Source organism: Radiobacillus sp. PE A8.2, assembly GCF_045635475.1.
GTDB lineage: Bacteria > Bacillota > Bacilli > Bacillales > Amphibacillaceae > JBJGXI01.
This window is the reverse complement of sequence record NZ_JBJGXI010000052.1, coordinates 1-17,847: the sequence shown is the minus strand read 5'-3', so window position 1 is coordinate 17,847 and position 17,847 is coordinate 1. Positions and strand designations below refer to the sequence as shown.

General features: G+C 36.0%; 19 protein-coding genes. 6 read left to right on the top strand and 13 right to left on the bottom strand.

The annotated features are described in order from the left end of the window. Window positions 1-237 precede the first annotated feature (237 nt). Window positions 238-1,281 carry a PTS sugar transporter subunit IIC gene (locus ACI6MV_RS20845; protein WP_407272275.1) on the bottom strand — a complete coding sequence of 348 codons (1,044 nt, stop codon included), beginning with the start codon at window positions 1,279-1,281 and terminating at the stop codon, window positions 238-240. A gap of 60 nt (window positions 1,282-1,341) precedes the next feature. After that, complete coding sequence (locus ACI6MV_RS20840; protein WP_407272255.1) at window positions 1,342-1,881, bottom strand: hypothetical protein; 540 nt, start codon at window positions 1,879-1,881, stop codon at window positions 1,342-1,344. 153 nt (window positions 1,882-2,034) lie between these two features. Between ACI6MV_RS20840 and ACI6MV_RS20835 the strand changes: the two genes are divergently transcribed. Next, a complete protein-coding gene (locus ACI6MV_RS20835) occupies window positions 2,035-2,475 on the top strand; it encodes a YtoQ family protein (RefSeq protein ID WP_407272254.1) in 441 nt (146 codons plus the stop codon). A 44-nt stretch (window positions 2,476-2,519) separates the two neighbouring features. Here ACI6MV_RS20835 and ACI6MV_RS20830 read toward each other — a convergent pair whose 3' ends face one another. The 3 genes from ACI6MV_RS20830 to asnB all read right to left on the bottom strand — a co-directional run bounded on the left by ACI6MV_RS20830 (window position 2,520) and on the right by asnB (window position 6,303). After that, window positions 2,520-3,029, bottom strand: coding sequence for a DUF84 family protein (locus ACI6MV_RS20830; RefSeq protein ID WP_407272253.1), 510 nt, complete (start codon window positions 3,027-3,029; stop codon window positions 2,520-2,522). A 193-nt stretch (window positions 3,030-3,222) separates the two neighbouring features. Then, a complete protein-coding gene (locus ACI6MV_RS20825; RefSeq protein ID WP_407272252.1) occupies window positions 3,223-4,290 on the bottom strand; it encodes a M42 family metallopeptidase in 1,068 nt (355 codons plus the stop codon). A gap of 156 nt (window positions 4,291-4,446) precedes the next feature. Continuing rightward, a complete protein-coding gene (gene asnB, locus ACI6MV_RS20820) occupies window positions 4,447-6,303 on the bottom strand; it encodes an asparagine synthase (glutamine-hydrolyzing) (RefSeq protein ID WP_407272251.1) in 1,857 nt (618 codons plus the stop codon). Between the two features lie 444 nt (window positions 6,304-6,747). On the opposite strand from asnB, the gene ACI6MV_RS20815 reads away from it, so the two are divergent. Then, window positions 6,748-7,062, top strand: a complete 315-nt coding sequence (locus tag ACI6MV_RS20815; RefSeq protein ID WP_407272250.1) for a PepSY domain-containing protein — start codon at window positions 6,748-6,750, stop codon at window positions 7,060-7,062. A gap of 42 nt (window positions 7,063-7,104) precedes the next feature. On the opposite strand, the gene trmB is transcribed toward ACI6MV_RS20815, so the two are convergent. Beyond that, window positions 7,105-7,761 carry a tRNA (guanosine(46)-N7)-methyltransferase TrmB gene (trmB, locus tag ACI6MV_RS20810; RefSeq protein ID WP_407272249.1) on the bottom strand — a complete coding sequence of 219 codons (657 nt, stop codon included), beginning with the start codon at window positions 7,759-7,761 and terminating at the stop codon, window positions 7,105-7,107. Window positions 7,762-8,020: 259 nt separating this feature from the next. On the opposite strand from trmB, the gene ACI6MV_RS20805 reads away from it, so the two are divergent. Further along, on the top strand, window positions 8,021-8,308 hold the full coding sequence (locus ACI6MV_RS20805) for a YtzH-like family protein (RefSeq protein ID WP_407272248.1): 288 nt from the start codon (window positions 8,021-8,023) through the stop codon (window positions 8,306-8,308). On the opposite strand, the gene ACI6MV_RS20800 is transcribed toward ACI6MV_RS20805, so the two are convergent. From ACI6MV_RS20800 to ACI6MV_RS20785, 4 genes are all read right to left on the bottom strand, one after another. Then, window positions 8,295-9,086: a phosphotransferase gene (locus tag ACI6MV_RS20800; RefSeq protein ID WP_407272274.1), complete on the bottom strand. Its 792-nt coding sequence runs from the start codon at window positions 9,084-9,086 to the stop codon at window positions 8,295-8,297. The two genes, ACI6MV_RS20805 and ACI6MV_RS20800, sit on opposite strands and share 14 nt — an antisense overlap. A gap of 84 nt (window positions 9,087-9,170) precedes the next feature. Then, window positions 9,171-10,121, bottom strand: a complete 951-nt coding sequence (locus ACI6MV_RS20795; protein ID WP_407272247.1) for a diacylglycerol/lipid kinase family protein — start codon at window positions 10,119-10,121, stop codon at window positions 9,171-9,173. A 36-nt stretch (window positions 10,122-10,157) separates the two neighbouring features. Next, window positions 10,158-10,724 (bottom strand): RNA 2',3'-cyclic phosphodiesterase, encoded by a 567-nt coding sequence (gene thpR, locus ACI6MV_RS20790; RefSeq protein WP_407272246.1) that lies wholly within the window; start codon window positions 10,722-10,724, stop codon window positions 10,158-10,160. Between the two features lie 45 nt (window positions 10,725-10,769). Further along, complete coding sequence (locus tag ACI6MV_RS20785; RefSeq protein ID WP_407272245.1) at window positions 10,770-11,789, bottom strand: potassium channel family protein; 1,020 nt, start codon at window positions 11,787-11,789, stop codon at window positions 10,770-10,772. Between the two features lie 155 nt (window positions 11,790-11,944). On the opposite strand from ACI6MV_RS20785, the gene ACI6MV_RS20780 reads away from it, so the two are divergent. After that, window positions 11,945-12,163 (top strand): DeoR family transcriptional regulator, encoded by a 219-nt coding sequence (locus ACI6MV_RS20780; protein WP_407272244.1) that lies wholly within the window; start codon window positions 11,945-11,947, stop codon window positions 12,161-12,163. 63 nt (window positions 12,164-12,226) lie between these two features. Here ACI6MV_RS20780 and ACI6MV_RS20775 read toward each other — a convergent pair whose 3' ends face one another. Together ACI6MV_RS20775 and ACI6MV_RS20770 are read right to left on the bottom strand one after the other, a co-directional pair. After that, complete coding sequence (locus ACI6MV_RS20775; RefSeq protein ID WP_407272243.1) at window positions 12,227-12,946, bottom strand: pseudouridine synthase; 720 nt, start codon at window positions 12,944-12,946, stop codon at window positions 12,227-12,229. A 16-nt stretch (window positions 12,947-12,962) separates the two neighbouring features. Further along, window positions 12,963-14,591: a putative polysaccharide biosynthesis protein gene (locus ACI6MV_RS20770; protein WP_407272242.1), complete on the bottom strand. Its 1,629-nt coding sequence runs from the start codon at window positions 14,589-14,591 to the stop codon at window positions 12,963-12,965. A 239-nt stretch (window positions 14,592-14,830) separates the two neighbouring features. On the opposite strand from ACI6MV_RS20770, the gene ACI6MV_RS20765 reads away from it, so the two are divergent. After that, entirely contained in the window at window positions 14,831-16,096 is a 1,266-nt protein-coding gene (locus ACI6MV_RS20765; protein ID WP_407272241.1) for a BaiN/RdsA family NAD(P)/FAD-dependent oxidoreductase, read from the top strand. A gap of 51 nt (window positions 16,097-16,147) precedes the next feature. Here ACI6MV_RS20765 and ACI6MV_RS20760 read toward each other — a convergent pair whose 3' ends face one another. Then, window positions 16,148-16,600, bottom strand: a complete 453-nt coding sequence (locus ACI6MV_RS20760) for a GNAT family N-acetyltransferase (protein ID WP_407272240.1) — start codon at window positions 16,598-16,600, stop codon at window positions 16,148-16,150. A gap of 237 nt (window positions 16,601-16,837) precedes the next feature. Between ACI6MV_RS20760 and ACI6MV_RS20755 the strand changes: the two genes are divergently transcribed. After that, window positions 16,838-17,728, top strand: coding sequence for a polysaccharide deacetylase family protein (locus ACI6MV_RS20755; RefSeq protein WP_407272239.1), 891 nt, complete (start codon window positions 16,838-16,840; stop codon window positions 17,726-17,728). Window positions 17,729-17,847: the final 119 nt, after the last annotated feature.

Genomic DNA, 17,847 nt, shown 5'->3' with positions numbered 1-17,847 from the left:
GGATGAAGCTAGAAAAAGAGGACCAGAGCGTAGACAAAACCTACGTGAGGACCGGATTTTTCGGCTGAATCCAATATTCGACGTCGATAAGCTTCTTGAGTAATCAATGTGATTAATTGGGACTTTTTGAACAACCTCTATATGATATTTTAGCATTAATTACTTATAGAATAAACTAACTTACCCTGCGTAACGAATCCTCTACTAACGTTAGTAGAGGATTCGTTATTAAATACGTTATTCATAATTAATTTTCATATCTCCAGGCTTAATCCAACCAATTTTACGTAACCATTCCGATATAATTAAACTAATAATTGCAGGACCAATAATATGTAAAACCAAAACAGCCCCAAATATGCTATAGGTAAAGCCCATCGTTTGTAAGGTCATAATTTGACCTACAAATCCTGCAGTACCCATACCGGCACCAGGTGCATTATTCGTCATGTCTAACCAAACCGTAGCAAACGGAGCCATCACTGCCCCAGCTATTGTCGGCGGAATAATAATTAGTGGTTTTTTAACAATATTCGCTACTTGCAACATCGAGGTTCCAATTCCTTGTGCAAACAAACCACCAATGCCATTATCACGATAACTCGAAACAGCGAAGCCAATCATTTGTGCTGCACAACCTACAGTCGCAGCACCAGCTGCTATCCCATTTAAATCTAACATTAGCGCAATCGCTAAGCTTGAAATTGGTGCTGTTAATGCCCACCCCATTAATACTGCAACAATTATTCCCATAATAAATGGTTGCTGCTCTGTAGACCAATTAATAATATTACCAAACCATGTCATAAATGCGTTAACTGGTGGTCCAACGAATATTCCAACAAGATAACCTGTCACAATCGTTACTAATGGAGTAACAATAATATCTACTTTTGTTTCTTTGTAAACTAACTTACCTACTTCTGTTGCTATTAATGCAGCAACATAGCTTCCAACAGGTCCTGCATCACCGGAAGCATATCCAAATGATCCTGCAAATAAAGCTGCAAAAATTACAAGCGGAGGTGCTTTTAGTCCATAGGCAATAGCAACACCAATTGCAGCACCAGTTAAGCCCATTGCAAAGGTTCCCATTTCTATGAGTGGGTCTGTTATAAATGCAGCAATATTAAAATGAAGGGATAGTTGCTCACCTACTGTTTTAATAATAAGACCAATGATAAGAGATGAGAACAAACCTAAAGCCATATAGCTAAGAGCCGTTATAAAATATTCCTTCGGTGACAGTGTCACTCCTTTTTTCTTCAGAAAACCCATTATTATAATCTCCTTGTATTAATACAATTTTGGAAGATCAAAACGATGATTTTTAGTTAAATGTTATTGTGCAATCGTTTCAGTTGCAGAACCATACGCAATCGAATTAGCCATCTGCATCATTTCTTCAGTATCTTGAACAAGTTCACCCTTGGTGGTTATCGTTGTGATCTTGACTCCGCCAACTCCAATTTGAAGCTCATAAGATTCTTCCTCTTCTGATTCGAATGCTTTTACTAGTACATAACCAAAACGATCATCATCTTCATAGGATTTCAGCAGTATGTAGTTTCCGGCCGCTTCAGCTGCTTGATAGTTAAGATTGCTTGTAGTCGATTCTAATGCGTTATAAAAAAGGATAATCGTTTGATCGCCTTTATTTAATAACAAATTACTTTTTGTTTCTTCTGTAATCTCATAACCTCTTGGAAGATAAAAAGAAAATGTTTCTGTGTCTGTATTGCTTTCAATATTTTCATCATCAAAGGAAGTCTGTGCAGTACCTTTTACATCCTCTAACACTTCTTCTTCCGATTTCGAACAGCCTGTCAATATTGAAATAATAATAGCAAAAATAATTAATGGTACAAATCTTTTTTTCATCAGCTCTCCTCCTAGAATTTTTGACTTCTTACCTACTATAATACGTATCAAACGACAATTTGACAAGATGTGCCTATATCCGACACCCCGAAAGATGCATGCATGTTACAATATGTTCATAATTGGGTATATTCATTGCAAGGAGTTGATTACATGGAACTTACTGTTTATCTCGCAGGACAAATACATGACAACTGGCGCGAGGAACTAATAGAACAAGCTAAAACTAAAGGGCTATCACTAAATTTTGTCAGTCCACAAGTCGACCATGCTCGATCAGATAGCATTGGAGAAGATATTTTAGGAGAGCAGCCCAATAAACTCTATCAAGATGATGCCGCTTCATCTATCAACAATTTCCGGACAGAAGTGCTCATGCAAAAATCGGATATTGTCATTGGTCTGTTTGGAGAAAAGTACAAGCAATGGAATACAGCAATGGATATGGCAACAGCTATTACTTTAAACAAACCAACAATACTTATCCGACCAGAATCTTTGATCCATCCGCTGAAAGAATTATCTAATAAAGCAAATGTTACCGTGGAAACGATTGATCATGCTATTGATGTAATATCCTACGTATTTGAATAAGAAAAGATTTATATAAGAGTTTGTTCAATAAAGCGCTAATTATTTTAGCGCTTTATTTTATTAAATTCAAACTGGCCCTTCAATAGTTGCATCACGTGCGTAAACATTTCTATACGACTAATCTCGTTGTTCGTAAAAATCCCTACAGCACCCTCTTTCTTGCTCACGTCAACCTTAGCTGCATATAGGTCCATCACTTCACCGAGCTCTGTACCCTTTTCTAGTTCAGTAGTAATTTCGTCTGGTAAAGGTATTCTAGCTCCGCTGGCAATAAATACATTTCTCGCTTCATCAACTAATGCTCCCCAATTACACAATAATAACCCATGACTCGTTTCCATTACACCGCCTTCTAGTCCAATACCAATAACACCTTTTTCAATACTTGCACATTCTCTTGCTCTATTAATAGCTCCTTCCAATGTTTCCTCATCTGAATATGGTTGTAAGGATACTTTGGAGCTTACCTCAGCAGTTTCTAGTACGCTATCTGGAAATACATTTTGTACGGCTAGGATTTTCGCCGGATTTTTAGAACCAATATAGATTTTCATATTATCCTATCCTTTGTTAAGTACATTATTTTATTGATTCAATTCATTATTACCTTACACACCAAAATTACATCTATAGTTTTTAAAAGGTTTAATCCGACTAAAACGGATGTGAAAGCTAGAAAATCACTAATAGACTAAACCAAAAAAGGGCCAACAGAGCTGACTCCACAGTTGACCCTAATATAAGTATTTATACGTTTTTCTTAATCGTCTCAAGGGTTGAAGCATCTGTCGTTTTCACTAGCTGAACGATTAATTCCTTTGCTGCTGCATAATCATCAACATGAATAATCGATGCATGGGTATGAATATACCGAGAACAAATTCCTACAACAGCAGATGGAACACCATTATTTGTTATATGAACTCTTCCTGCATCTGTTCCACCTTGGGAAATAAAATATTGATAAGGAATCTTATTTGATTCTGCTGTATCTAGAATAAAATCGCGTATTCCTCTATGCGTAATCATGGACCGGTCAAAAATACGTAGTAAAGCACCTTTACCTAATTGGCCAAACTCTTTATCATCACCAGACATATCATTTGCAGGTGAGGCATCTAATGCGTAAAAGATATCAGGCTTGATCATATTTGCCGCTACTTGTGCTCCGCGAAGACCAACCTCTTCCTGCACTGTCGCACCGGAGAATAGCTGGTTAGGAACACTTTTACCATGCAGCTCTTTTAAGAGTTCAATAGCAAGTCCACAGCCATAACGATTGTCCCAGGCCTTTGCTAGAATTTTCTTCTCATTTGCCATCGGTGTAAACGGCATTACTGGAACAATTTGCTGGCCAGGCTTGATACCGATTTTTTTTGCGTCATCCTCATCATCTGCACCGATATCAATTAACATATTGTTAATATCCATTGGTTTCTTTCTTTGTTCAGGAGTTAGGTTATGAGGTGGAATGGATCCTATTACACCAATAATTGGACCGTTTTCAGTCATAATTTGAACACGCTGAGCTAATAGCACTTGTGACCACCAACCACCTAGGGTTTGAAAGCGGAGCATGCCATTTTTTGTTATTTGTGTAACCATAAAGCCTACTTCGTCCATGTGACCTGCAACCATTACTTTCGGTCCGTCCCCATGCTTAACACCAAATACACCACCAAGTCGATCTTGAACGATTTCATCCGCATACTTTGTTAATTCCTGTTTCATAAAATCGCGCACGAAATGCTCATTGCCTGGAGCACCTTGTAACTCTGTTAATGTTTGGAATAATTCTAGGGTTTGTTTATTCATATGTATTTCCCTCCAACTTTTTAGACATTCTAATTGTATCTAATCTTTTTCAACGTTTCCAGTTTTATTCATTCTAGGTGTTCGTAATTCAGTCTAAAATACAAAAACCCTTTAAGCAGGATTCCTATATCCCTGCTTAAAGGGTTTTAGATTTTGTTATGCCGCTTCATCAAAATACTGTTCATACCAAACAATAAAACAGTAAATCGACCAGATTTTTCGCATATTCGCTTCACGTCCAGTGCGATGCTCTTCTAACATATTTACGAGTTCGCTAACCTCAAAATATTTACCGGCAGCTTCTGACGTGAACTTCGCTTTAATCATGTCATAATATTTATCTTGCTTCATCCAACTCGCTAAAGGAGATGGAAAACCGAGTTTTTTCTTATTAGCTGTTCGTTCTGGGATTTCTTTATTCGCTGCTCTACGTAAGGCAACTTTCGTATTTTCTTTCGTAACTCGATATTCAGAAGGCAACTTCAACGCTACATCTAACATCTTCTTATCTAGATATGGTACACGTAATTCAAGTGAATGAGCCATACTCATTCGGTCTGCCTTTACCAAAATGTCATTTGCAAGCCATGTATGAAGATCCAAATATTGCATTTGTGTTAACTGGTCCAAATGGGAAGACTCTTCAAACCATTTTTCAGTAACAGAAACAGAATTTTTGTTAAGTGGCTTGTTTTTCAAAATCTTATCACGATCCTGATGCGTAAAGATATAATCAATTCTGAAAAAACGATCCTTTAAAGGCTTAGCACCACGAATCAGAAAACGTCGACCCTTCACTTCAGGTAACTTTTCTGCTATAAAGGCAAGAAACTTACGTAAAAACAAAGGCAGCTTCTGGTACTTCTCATAGATTAATGGTTCCTTATACTGATTATAGCCACCGAATAACTCATCAGCTCCCTCTCCAGATAACACTACCTTAACGTCTTCACTAGCCTTACGTGCTAGAAAATATAATGGTACTGCTGAGGGGTTAGAGAGTGGCTCGTCCATATGATATTGAATTTTAGGTGTTGCAGAGAAAAAATCGTCTGCTGAAACTACCTCTCTTGTGTTTTCCAAGCCAATTTGTTCTGCGAATCGTGTTGAATCTTCTAGTTCACTATATTTTGCTTCTTCATAACCAACAGAAAAGGTTTTTATTTTACTGTTCTTTGAAACTTCATGAAGAACATAGCTAGAATCTATCCCACCTGATAAGAAACCACCAATTTCGACATCACTAATTTCATGCATTTTAACAGAATCTTGGAACGTTTCTGTAATTAATTGTACATATTCATCCATGCTTTTTGAACTATCAATCGCATATTTATAGCTGTGATATGCATGTGTTTCCAAATTTCCGTCTTTAAATTCGAAATAGTGACCTGGCTCTAGCTTGTACACATTTTCAAACAATGTTTCATTTGAAGGAACATATTCGAAGCTAAGATAATCAGACAAATGGTCTTCGTTAAATTGCTTATTAAAATGTGGATTAGGAATCAATCCTTTAATCTCTGAACCGAAGATGAAATCTTTTCCATTTTTATAATAGAAAAAAGGTTTAATTCCAAAGATATCTCGGGCTCCAAAAATCTTTTGTTCACTTTTGTCCCAAATTACAAATGCGTACATGCCACGTAATTTTTCTAGTAGCGCAGTTCCGTACTCTTCATAGCCATGAATTAGTACCTCTGAATCCGTTTGGGTACGAAAGATATGCCCTTTTGCAAGTAAATCCTCACGTATTTCTTGATAATTATAAATTTCCCCATTAAAAACAAGTACTTTTGTTTCGTCCTCATTAAAAAGAGGTTGTCTTCCATGATCAAGATCTATAATCGATAATCGGCGAAATCCAAGCGCAATACTATTATCTACGAAGTATTCCTCATCATCTGGCCCACGGTGGACAATCTGATCAGCCATTTTTTTTATTATTGTTTCATTATTAGTTTGTTCGTTAATTGCATATCCAACAAAACCACACATAATAATCTCCACCACTTTTCTCGCTTGATTTAATACCCTTATGACCTTGGCGGAATAAATTCTTACCTGAATAGCAAATATATGTATTACTCAGGGGGTTCTGTTACAACCAAAATCGCAAAGTATCCTTTTTAAAAAAACTAACTCTATACTACTTAGTCAATTTTAACATAATGATATAAAGTAATTATGATTTAGACTTTAATTGATAATAATATTGTTGATTAAATAAATATTGGGTAATAATATAGTTCATATAACTTTGTTAATAAGCAACTTTTAAATACACTTAAAAGTTGTGTAAAACTAGAGACGTAGTGGAAATAGAAACTACCCATAATACTAATATAGTATAGGAGATGGTCGTACTCATGTCAATATAATGCCGCTAATGGTTTTCCATTTAACATAGAATCCGTTATACTAAATTTAACGATGTTAAGCAGAGGTGAGTACATAGTGAAATGGAGTAAACTCGTAATTGCAGCAGGACTAGGAATGGTTGCTGGTTTTTTCTTAAAAGATCAGGTTACCAATATGCAAGCACTTAGTCCCGAAAAAGCTTTAAGAACAGCAAAAGAAGTATTCAAAAAACAAGGTCCGATTAGTGGTTCCTGGATCTACATGAAGCCAGAGGATCTATCGAAAAATGGTTTAACTTACCAAGTCTATCGTGGTGGTGTCACGCGCACGATTGATGGTGAAAATAAGCAATTTGAATTTTATGTAGACACGAATACAGGAACAATTATTGAAGTAGCACAAACAGCTTAATGTACCTTGCAAAAAAAGTCGGGTGAATCTCCTCATGGAAATTCAGTCCGACTTTTTTATTCTTCCAAAGTGTGTTTTGCAACGGTAGATAGGCTGTCCTTTTAGTGAGAACTTTTCTTCATACTCGGTTACCACATTTGTTGGATCATTGAGCACATGTAAATCAAGAACAACTTCGTCTAATTCCATCCCATATTGCGAGAAGCTGACGAGTGAGTATTCAAATAGTGATTTATTGTCCGTTTTAAAAACAATTTCTCCTTGCTCCGTCATCACTTGTTCGTATTGTTCTAAAAAAGAAGAAAATGTTAATCGTCTCTTTTCATGACGACTTTTAGGCCAAGGATCTGAGAAATTTAAAAATATTGAATTCACTTCATCATCACCAAACATCTCACGTAGATCCTTGGCATTTTCATTTATTAAACGCACATTTCTTTGTTCAGAGTCAACTACCTTTTGTACGGCATCTACGATAATGTTTTTATTCAATTCTATTCCAATAAAATTAATATTCGGGTACTGCTTAGCCATTCCTGTAATAAACTGTCCTTTACCTGTACCAATTTCAAGGAAGATCGGTTGGTCATTACCAAACAGCTGTCTCCAGTTACCTTTATGTTGTGTAGCAGATGGGATTACAATCTGGCTGTTTTCTTCTAAAAATTCATCTGCCCAAGGTTTGTGTCTAACACGCATGATACTAATCAATCTCCTTATGTGCATTATATTTCAACAAACTGATCAATTTCATAATTCCTTACATAGCTATTTTACATCCGATTATTATTTGGAAATGGGTTCATTCAACTATATGTGAAGTGAATGACTAAGAATAAATTGACTAAACTTCCCATAATTAATATAACCATCCTGTATGATTGCATGAAAAAAACTACTATTGATAGTATATTCAACTTATTATTGTAAAAGATATAAATTGAAGGTGGGTGTAAATATGCCATTAAACGTAAATAATCAATTAACTGTCTTAACTGATTTACTTCGAGAGCAATCAGAGGATTGCTGTGGCAGTGTTTCCGAATGCCAACAAATAAAACGGATCGTGCAATCGATTATTTCTAATAATTCGATAGATGATCAACAGGTAATGCAATTGCTACCAGAAATATACAATTACGGCAGACAAGGTGAGCTAGTTCAAAATCTTGATGAGCATATTACAACGAATCAAGACAATTTGAAAACTTGGTTAACCTCACTAGATTATCCTAATATACAGTAACGCGATGGATCAGCCGCTTTAATTCACTATAGTGCTCGGCGGCTTCTTTTTTTTGACAATTAACATCGCTACAAATATATAATGACATTGTTTCTGCTATTAAATACCAATACATACGTTGGACTAATTGTTCATTTCGCATTAGACCATAGCTTTCCAACCACGTATCCCACTCATCAGTAGGAATGTATGACTGTAGTAACATGCCAATATCTAAGGCAGGATCTCCTACTCTCGCATTATCCCAGTCAATCAAGAAAAGTTTCCCATCATTGGAAAGCATCCAGTTATTATGGTTCATATCACAATGACACACTACCTGCTCTACTTTAGATACCTTAGTTAAATTGAAAGATAGGTATTGAAAGGCAAAATCTAGGGTAGTCACATCCACATTTATTTCAGCCACTTGGCTTTTCAGGTCCGCTAATATTGCTTCTGGTTCTATTGGTTTTTTACCTATTCGCATAAACATGTCCAAAAGCTCCGAAGAATGATGTATTTTGCTTAATAGTTCGGCAACACGTGGATGCTTCATTTCTTCTGAGGATAACTCTCTTCCTTCTAGCCATTGCTGAGCCGTAATAACATCGCCATTTTCCAATCGTTTTGTCCAGACTAGTTTAGGAACAATCCCCTCTGCTGACAAAACAGCAAGAAAAGGTGATGAATTTCTTTTTAGAAATAGCCGCTTCCTACCACTTTGCGCATAATACGCTTCACCTGTTGAACCGCCTGCTGGTGTAATTGTCCATTCTTCTCCGAGTATATTTTGCAAGCCCTTCACCTTTCATTCCCCAAATCTTTAAACAATTTGTATATCATACTTATTTTAAAGCGCATAAAAATAGATTAACTTATATTAGGAGGTAATTTCAAGAAGATTATTTTCGCGCTTGGCCCCATAGACACTTCGAGCTGGTAATTGCTTCGAAATTTTACTCGTTTGACAAACACCAGATTGACCATCTACTTGGTAGTTCATAGGCTTCTGAGAACCGATCACAAGTGAGCTAGCTTCAAAAACACTAACTTCTTTAAAGTTGATATGTTTACCCCAAAAAACAGTTACAAATAACGCCAATACTTTCCAATGTGAAATATTGTTAACCGTTAGTACAGAAAAAGTATTGGGTTTAATTGTTGCGTTAGGTAGGATTTTCATTCCTCCACCATAGTAAGGATGATTAGCAACAGTAACCATCCACGCTTTCTCAACTGTATGCGTTTTCCCATCTATCTCTAAATGAATCGTTCTAGGTCTAAACGAGGTTAGCACCTGTAAAAGAGCGATGACATAAGTTAAGGAGCCTAACTTCCATTTATTAAGCACTTTTTTATATTTCGAGTCGTTTGTAACCTTTACTATTTCGGCGTCAAAACCAAATCCTAGGCTATTCATGAACGCTCGCTTCATTCCATCGATTTCAAAACTGCCTGGCCAATATGAGATTGAACTTTCAGCAGTTATAATTCGCCGAAATAACGCTACTGCATCTCCAGATATGCCACACCCCCTAGCAAAATCATTACCTGTACCAGCAGGAATAAACGAAACTGAAAGACTTGGGTACTGTTTCAATCCATTAACCACTTCATGAAGTGTACCATCGCCTCCGATGGCTATAATCGATGTAATTTGGCTAGCGTATCTTTTGGCAACCTGTTCCGCGATTTCTTCTGCATGTCCCTCATATTCCGTTTTAAACACCCGACAATCTTTGTTCAAATATAACGGATCCTTCTTTATCTTTTCCAAGATGCGTAAACCATGACCATTTGCAGAAACAGCATTAACGATAATAATATACATGCCTCTGTCCCCTATATTCTATGACGTAATCTTGTATCATTTCAATAATACTTCTTTTATTATCTCATATTTTGGTGTCCGTGAAGGGTGAATTTGATAAATCACTAGACTTTTTACATACATTGTTAGTGTAGAACAGTGGCTATCAGAAATAGCATTCCATTGCGACTGCGCCAAAGTTTCTCCATTCCACTTCTTAGCTAATGTGATATGTGGATTGAAGCTACGATTCTCTTTTACCATCCCTTGATCTGAAGCAATTTGCTCCACACTATTGTACAACTTTAAGAGGGTTGGTTCTTTTTCAACACCAGCCCATAAGACGCGTGGTTTATTTGGGTTACCAAACGTTCCTAAACCACCGATGGTTAGCTGAAATGTTGACTCATCACTTAGAAATTCAAGATTTTTTCCTATTTTTTTAATCGTATTTTCTGCAACAGGACCTAGAAACTTTACCGTAATATGTAAGTCTCTGAAATCAGGCCACAGTTTATACGATAGCAATTCTTCTTTTTTCAATTCATTCTGAATCGCAGCTAAACTTTGCTGGACATCTTTATCTAAAGGTATAGCTATAAAATAATGGGAGAGTTGTGTCATCTTTACCTCCAATGCTTCACACCGACAAAATGATTATACGTTGTATTAACCTAATCTAGCCAACAACTGTTTATATGTTTCTTGGTCACAGATAACATACAGTTCAGCGTCTTTTGGAAGCTGTTCATCAAGCATGCGGTTAATGCTTAAATTATTTTTGTCAGCAATTAATGTTGCTCCTTGCTTTAATAAAGCTTCAAAAGCATCTCGATACGTTTTCCATTCAGGTGAGCTTGGAATATGGTATAAATCGTCTCCATGAGAACGGCGTAGTAATTGATTATATACGCTTGAAATCCCTTTTCTAAATGCGGAACGTACGAATAATGATGAAATTGTCTCATTCGAGATAATAAACTCATCAACCTTCATATATTCAAAGTTTTTAATGTGATTTTCTTCGATAACCTCAACAATTGTATGTACATTAGGTGCGATTGACTCGATGGCTGATGCAATTAATAACGTTTTACCGTCTGATAATTGATCATCCTGTATTCTGTCATCTGCAAAAACGAGTACAGCTTTCGCTTCTATTATATTCGCTTTTTCAAGAACAGCTATCTCAGAAGCATTACCTTTAATATAATGAATATTTTCTGAAAGCATTGGCGCTTTTTCTAGTTGATCAATGATTACAATATCAATTTCAGTATTCGTATCTAACATTTCTTTAATTGCGAATTTTGCCTTTTGTGACCAACCAATAATAATATAATGCCCTTGTTCTTTATACATAATGTCACCTTCCTCCCTTTTTTTACGGAAAATCGCTAATCCATCTACAACTTTACCAATCACAACACCAATTAGACCGATTCCAAAGATGTATAGAAAAATAGCAATGAGCCTTCCACCAATTGATGAAGGATACAAGTCACCATATCCTACCGTTGTAACTGTTGTCATCACCCACCAAAAACCATCGAAATATGTAGAAAAGGTTTCATTTTCTATGTGGACAACAAGAATAGAACTTATTAATACGAGCAAAATACTAGAAATAAATAGAAGACTGTTTTGAATTTTGATCGCCTTTTTCATTAAACGTTTAATAAAATACATAATGGGCTCCCTCCTCTAATAAGCTTAATTAAATGAATTCTCTGTAAAATCCGCTTGAATTTCTAGCCAATCTTTTAAAAAAGGTGTAAAATTAAGATAACTTCTTGGATTCAGTTGCACCTTAGGTCAATGAATGTACAATAAGGAGTGGTTTTTTGAATCAATCAACTTCCCGAATGCTAACACGTGTCAAGGCTGTCTATCTTTACATCAGAGAGAGAGGTACAGTCTCAACTACTGAATTGGCAGAAGAATTTGGAATTACAGACAGAACTGTTCAACGAGACTTAAACGTATTAGAACATAACGGTCTTGTTATGAGTCCATATCGGGGCAGATGGAAAATCACTAAAAAGAAGGTTAAAATTTCTTAATGTAGTTATAGAACAAACCGGCTGACAGCTGTCAGCCTTATTTTTTGTCTTCATAACTTTTGTCTATTTATTCGTGATCGAAATTAAATAGTTATATTCTTCATCGGTTAACTCACGATACTCTCCTAATTGTAAACTAGAATCTAATGATAAATCACCCATTTTCATTCTTTTTAAATAAACAACTTGTTTTCCGACCGATTCAAACATCCGCTTTACTTGATGATACTTTCCTTCTGTGATCGTTACCTCAATTTCAGAGATCTCTCCACTATCTAAAATTTTTAAAACAGCTGGTTTTGTTTGATAGCCATCATCGAGCGTTACTCCTTCAGTAAACTTAGTTATATCTTCCTCAGTCACTGTACCGTCTATTTTGGCATAATAGGTTTTCCCTACATCTTTCCTTGGCGATAACAGCTGATGTGCAAGCTTACCGTCATTTGTAATAATAAGTAGTCCTTCGGTATCTTTGTCTAACCTTCCAACTGGAAACGGCTCAAAAATTACGTCCTCAGACTCTAGTAAATCAATCACCGTTTGTTCTCGGTGATCCTCTGTTGCTGAGATATATCCTGGTGGCTTGTTCATTATTAAATAAATATATTCTCTATATTCAACAACTTCATCTAAGACTTTCACAACATCCTCGTTAGGATCAACATGTGTTTGACTTTGCTTGATCACTTTTTCATTTATCGTTACTGCACTTTTTTTAAGCAGGTTCTTTACTTCTTTTCTACTACCATAACCCATGTTAGCCAACAATTTATCGATGCGCATGACCAACCTCCAATCTTTATCTTTTTAGAAATTTATCAAAGATGCGAACACGATTTCCTAATATTTTTTCTAGCAGTGTTGAGTAATAACATAAACCTAAATATACAATCAATCCTACTGTTATAGAAACAATTAATATGATACTTGCTTGTAATACCCCGTCTGTATAACTCATATAAATACCCAATATACTTTTCACGAGCCATACACTCAGTCCCATCACCGCTGTAAAGATAACGATAAGCATTGTTCTTTTGGCTAACTGACGATATGAAAAGTTTACGGATTTGTGAATTCGCCACATGTTCAATATAACAACCGTTGCTACCGTTAGTAGTGTAGTTATAATAGCACCCTTAGCACCAAATAAATGCATGAAAGGGACATTCAATACTATTTTAAGCAGTAAACCGGCGATTAAGCTGATTAGTGTAAACTTTTGTTGATCGATTCCTTGTAAAATATTTGAGCTAACAGTAAACAAGGCAAAAAATAAACCTGCTGGTGCATACCATGCTAGCAAAGCACCGTACGTCTCAATATTGTTCAGCCCAAATAAAGTACCGTATGCCTCATGTGCCAGTAAAGACAACCCTACCACAGCTGGAATAATAAATAATGCGATGATTTGGAACGATTGATTCATTTGCCTGATCATAAGCGCCTGCTTTTTCTCTGTAAATGCTTTTGTGATAGCAGGAAGCATGGCCATCGACAATCCAAGCGCTAACGTTACTGGAATAATAACGAGCTTATGACTATAAAAGTTAAAACTTGCTAACATCGTCTCTGATTCACCTAGCGTATAACCGATACCAGTCATTGTACGGTTGAACGTAAACTGATCTATCAATTGGTATAAAGGTGTGGCAACAGCCACTAAAACAAACGGACCAGCATAGCGAAACAATTCCTTCATTAGATCACTCATTAGTAAATTGTAGGATTGTTTTTGTTGCTGTAATTGTAAGTCTAGCCTTGGCTTCCTTTTTATCCAATATATATATAGAATTACACATGAGAATATTGCACCAATGAAGGTACCAAATGTAGCAAAACCAACCGCTAATGCAATCGTACCATCGAACACTTTTATGACAAGAAAAGCGGCCACTAGTAAAAACACGATCCGAGCAATCTGCTCTACTACCTGGGAGAGCGCAGTAGGTCCCATCGATTCATGACCTTGGAAAAACCCCCGAACAATGCTCATCCCCGGTATAAGAATTAAAGCAAAGCTAACCATTTGAATAACCATTGTTACATCCTCAAGGGAGTTACCAGTAGTGTTATCTTCGGAGAGCATACTAATAGCTAGCGCTTCAGAACTAAAAAATAATATTAAAAAGCCGATAAATCCTGTCACAGTTAATAAGGAAATTCCCGCCTTAAACATTCTTCGTCCTGTTTCATAGTCTCCTAATGCATTATATTTTGCAACGAACTTCGATACTGCTTTTGGCACCCCCGCAATGGAAATACTTAATAAGATCACATATGGTGTATAGGCATATAAAAATAAAGCCGCACCCTTTTCCCCTACAAGCCACTGAAATGGGATTACATATAACATACCTAATATTTTTGAAACAAAACCTGCTGCCGATAACAGCACCGTACCACGTATTACATTTGAAGTGGACATATATTCACCTGCATTTATTATATTAGTAGAACATATTGATTCTATCACAAACTGGGGTGTTCTTTCATAATTTGTTTCATATTGTTACTATTTAAAATCTCTTTTTTAAAATTCAGCTATATCACTCACAGTTGACCTTATATAAATTCCTTTATCCTTCCTATCTTTGGATAGATTTTCAAAGATAAGTTATAGTAGGATAAGAAACAAGACAAGCAATATAGAAAGGGTTGAATCATGTGTCATCATATCATGTTACAGTAATTGGTGGAGGACCTTCTGGCTTAATGGCTGCAATTGCAGCTGCAGAAAATGGAGCAAATACACTATTGATTGATAAGGGCGATAAATTAGGTAAAAAACTAGCCATTTCAGGTGGAGGTCGCTGTAACGTTACAAACAGATTGCCACAGGAAGAAGTAATCAAACATATTCCCGGAAACGGAAGGTTTTTATATAGTGCTTTTTCTGTCTTCAATAACTATGACATTATCGATTTTTTTGAAGGATTAGGTGTAGCATTAAAAGAAGAGGATCATGGTAGAATGTTTCCTGTTAGCAACTCCGCCAAAAGTGTCGTGAATGCTTTACTGAACCGTTTAAAAGAGCTAAACGTTACCATCAAAACCAACTGCCCTGTTGCAGCAATTCATTATGGTGAACCACACACAGTAATACTTAAAACGAAAGAAAAAATAGCTACCAATGCTGTTATATTAGCTGTTGGTGGAAAAGCCGTCCCACATACCGGAAGTACAGGAGATGGCTACTCATGGGCAAAAATGGCTGGTCACACTGTAACAGAACTATACCCGACAGAAGTGCCATTACTTTCAAATGAAGGCTATATTAAAAATAAATCATTACAAGGACTCGCACTAAGAGACGTCGCATTATCCGTATTAAATCAAAAAGGTAAAACGATCATTACACATCAAATGGACATGTTATTCACTCATTTTGGCGTATCCGGTCCTGCTGTATTACGGTGTTCTCAATACGTTGTAAAAGAATTTATGAAAGGCAACAAAAGCGTCACAATGACTATTGATGCTTTACCGAATGATAACGAACAAAAATTAATTGAAACATACACGACAATGCTTGAAGAGAATGCTAAGAAAAGTGTCAAAAATGTATTAAAAGGAATTGTACCTGAACGATATTTAGAGTTTTTATTTTCTAGAAATGAAATCGACTCAAATGAAAAAGCAGCCAATATTTCCCGGGAAAAGATACGAAACTTGATTTCAGATGTTAAGAACTTTCAATTTACAGTAAACGGGAGCCTACCTATTGAGAAAGCTTTCGTAACAGGTGGTGGTGTTTCCATTAAAGAAGTAGTCCCAAATACAATGCAATCAAAAATGATGCATGGTTTATACTTTTGTGGAGAAATACTTGATATCCACGGATATACAGGTGGGTACAACATTACTTCTGCGATGGTAACAGGCAGAGTAGCTGGAATGAATGCAGCTTGGGAAGCAATCGCAATCGATTAACATAACTAAATGCAGGGCAGTGAAACGAATTAATGTGTTGCTTCCCTGCAATCATAAACCAAAACGATAATAACCCCCATTTGTAGCTTGTTGAAAGCTAGTACCTCTTTTGAAACCAGCCTTTTCGTAAACTTTAATAGCTCTTTGGTTGAATTCCGCAACAGCTAGTGTAATCAACTCCGGTGTATAATTCCGAATAATAAATGCAATACCCTCCTCAACAAACGACACCCCCATCCCTTTACCTGTAAGATCAGGTTTTAATCCTAACCCTATTTCGATAGATTTGCCATCTTGGCTTGGACTCGTAGTTAAAAATCCAATTAAATCATCATTTTGTATCGCTGCATAAACCAAATCCTGGCGTTGCTGAGGATCTAAAAATTCTTTTAAATCATCCTGATCAGCAACCATATCATAAAACGCATAAATTCCTTCATACTTCCAATTATAAGCAATTTCTTCCGCTTGTCTTTGTGTAATGATAGAAAATGATAATCTCATGTTACATCCCCTAATTCTTTTATATAAATCAATTCCTTACGTAGCAATTTCCATTGATATAGTTTTTGCTAGGTTAATCCAACTAGTTAACGATCAGTATTATGTAACCCTCTAATATAGAGTAACAAAAATCATTATTAATTTGGATGATAATTTACATTTTATGATAATTTTTCTATTCAAACTACTTCTTCAATTATATAATAGTCTTATAAGCTGATAGATTGGGTGAATACAATGAGAAAATGGCTATTAATAATCATTGCTTTATTTACTTTTTGGTCAATACATTTGTTCTCCATTCCACATGAATCCAATACATTATCCATTACTCAAACTGAAGAATCTTTGCGATACCCGACGTTAAAAATCCTTCTGAAAGACGAACCTTTGTTGGAAGCTTTATCAATTTCCCAATTAGAGGAGAAAATTAATTTATTATCCTCTACAACTAATTCCAAACCGAAAGAATGGGGATTACACGTTACCGGAGTAAAAAATAAACTAATGACTAACGAAAACGTACTAGCGTTAACCTTCGACGCTTGTGGTTCACCATCTGGCAATGCTATTGATCAAGATTTAATCAATTTTTTAATTGCTAACAATGTTCCCTCAACATTGTTTATAAACAAACGATGGATTGAAGAAAACAAAGAAATTTTTCTATCTTTAGCAAACAATCCTCTATTCCAAATCGAAAACCATGGTACTGATCATAAACCTCTTAGTGTAAATGGTCAGAAAGCCTATAACATAAATGGGACTACAACTGAATTCGAAGCACTACATGAGGTTATGGAAAACTACAAGACCATTTATCAGTTAACAGGGAAACAACCTAAATATTACCGCTCAGGCACAGCACATTATGATGAAGTAGCAGTTGCTCTTATAAACGAATTAGGAATAGAAGTGGTTAATTTTGATATTAATGGCGATGCAGGCGCTACCTCCTCGGCAGATAAAGTGAAACACTCACTTTTACAAGCTCAACCTGGTTCAATTGCTATTTTACATATGAACCAGCCAAATTCAGGGACTGCTGAGGGTGTTGCAATGGCTGTTCCGTTATTAAGGGAGAAAGGGTTTCAATTTGTAAAGATTGAGGATTATCAACTTCAGTAGGATATTTGTGCAAAGTGTAGTGTCTCGGTAGGTTCCAGTTTGTTTAAAATCTAATTATATGTATTAAAAGACCCCTTCAAAGATAAGTTAGTTACTCACCTTTAAAGGGGTCCTCATTT

What these genes read in the sequence shown, in the direction of transcription:
- ACI6MV_RS20830 (WP_407272253.1), bottom strand. Translation starts at nt 3,029, where the DNA reads ATGAAAATCTATATTGGTTCTAAAAATCCGGCGAAAATCCTAGCCGTA.
- ACI6MV_RS20770 (WP_407272242.1), bottom strand. Translation starts at nt 14,591, where the DNA reads ATGTCCACTTCAAATGTAATACGTGGTACGGTGCTGTTATCGGCAGCA.
- ACI6MV_RS20825 (WP_407272252.1), bottom strand. Translation starts at nt 4,290, where the DNA reads ATGAATAAACAAACCCTAGAATTATTCCAAACATTAACAGAGTTACAA.
- thpR (WP_407272246.1), bottom strand. Translation starts at nt 10,724, where the DNA reads ATGACACAACTCTCCCATTATTTTATAGCTATACCTTTAGATAAAGAT.
- ACI6MV_RS20775 (WP_407272243.1), bottom strand. Translation starts at nt 12,946, where the DNA reads ATGCGCATCGATAAATTGTTGGCTAACATGGGTTATGGTAGTAGAAAA.
- ACI6MV_RS20840 (WP_407272255.1), bottom strand. Translation starts at nt 1,881, where the DNA reads ATGAAAAAAAGATTTGTACCATTAATTATTTTTGCTATTATTATTTCA.
- ACI6MV_RS20755 (WP_407272239.1), top strand. Translation starts at nt 16,838, where the DNA reads ATGAGAAAATGGCTATTAATAATCATTGCTTTATTTACTTTTTGGTCA.
- ACI6MV_RS20785 (WP_407272245.1), bottom strand. Translation starts at nt 11,789, where the DNA reads ATGTATTTTATTAAACGTTTAATGAAAAAGGCGATCAAAATTCAAAAC.
- ACI6MV_RS20795 (WP_407272247.1), bottom strand. Translation starts at nt 10,121, where the DNA reads ATGTATATTATTATCGTTAATGCTGTTTCTGCAAATGGTCATGGTTTA.
- trmB (WP_407272249.1), bottom strand. Translation starts at nt 7,761, where the DNA reads ATGCGTGTTAGACACAAACCTTGGGCAGATGAATTTTTAGAAGAAAAC.
- ACI6MV_RS20760 (WP_407272240.1), bottom strand. Translation starts at nt 16,600, where the DNA reads ATGAGATTATCATTTTCTATCATTACACAAAGACAAGCGGAAGAAATT.
- ACI6MV_RS20805 (WP_407272248.1), top strand. Translation starts at nt 8,021, where the DNA reads ATGCCATTAAACGTAAATAATCAATTAACTGTCTTAACTGATTTACTT.
- ACI6MV_RS20835 (WP_407272254.1), top strand. Translation starts at nt 2,035, where the DNA reads ATGGAACTTACTGTTTATCTCGCAGGACAAATACATGACAACTGGCGC.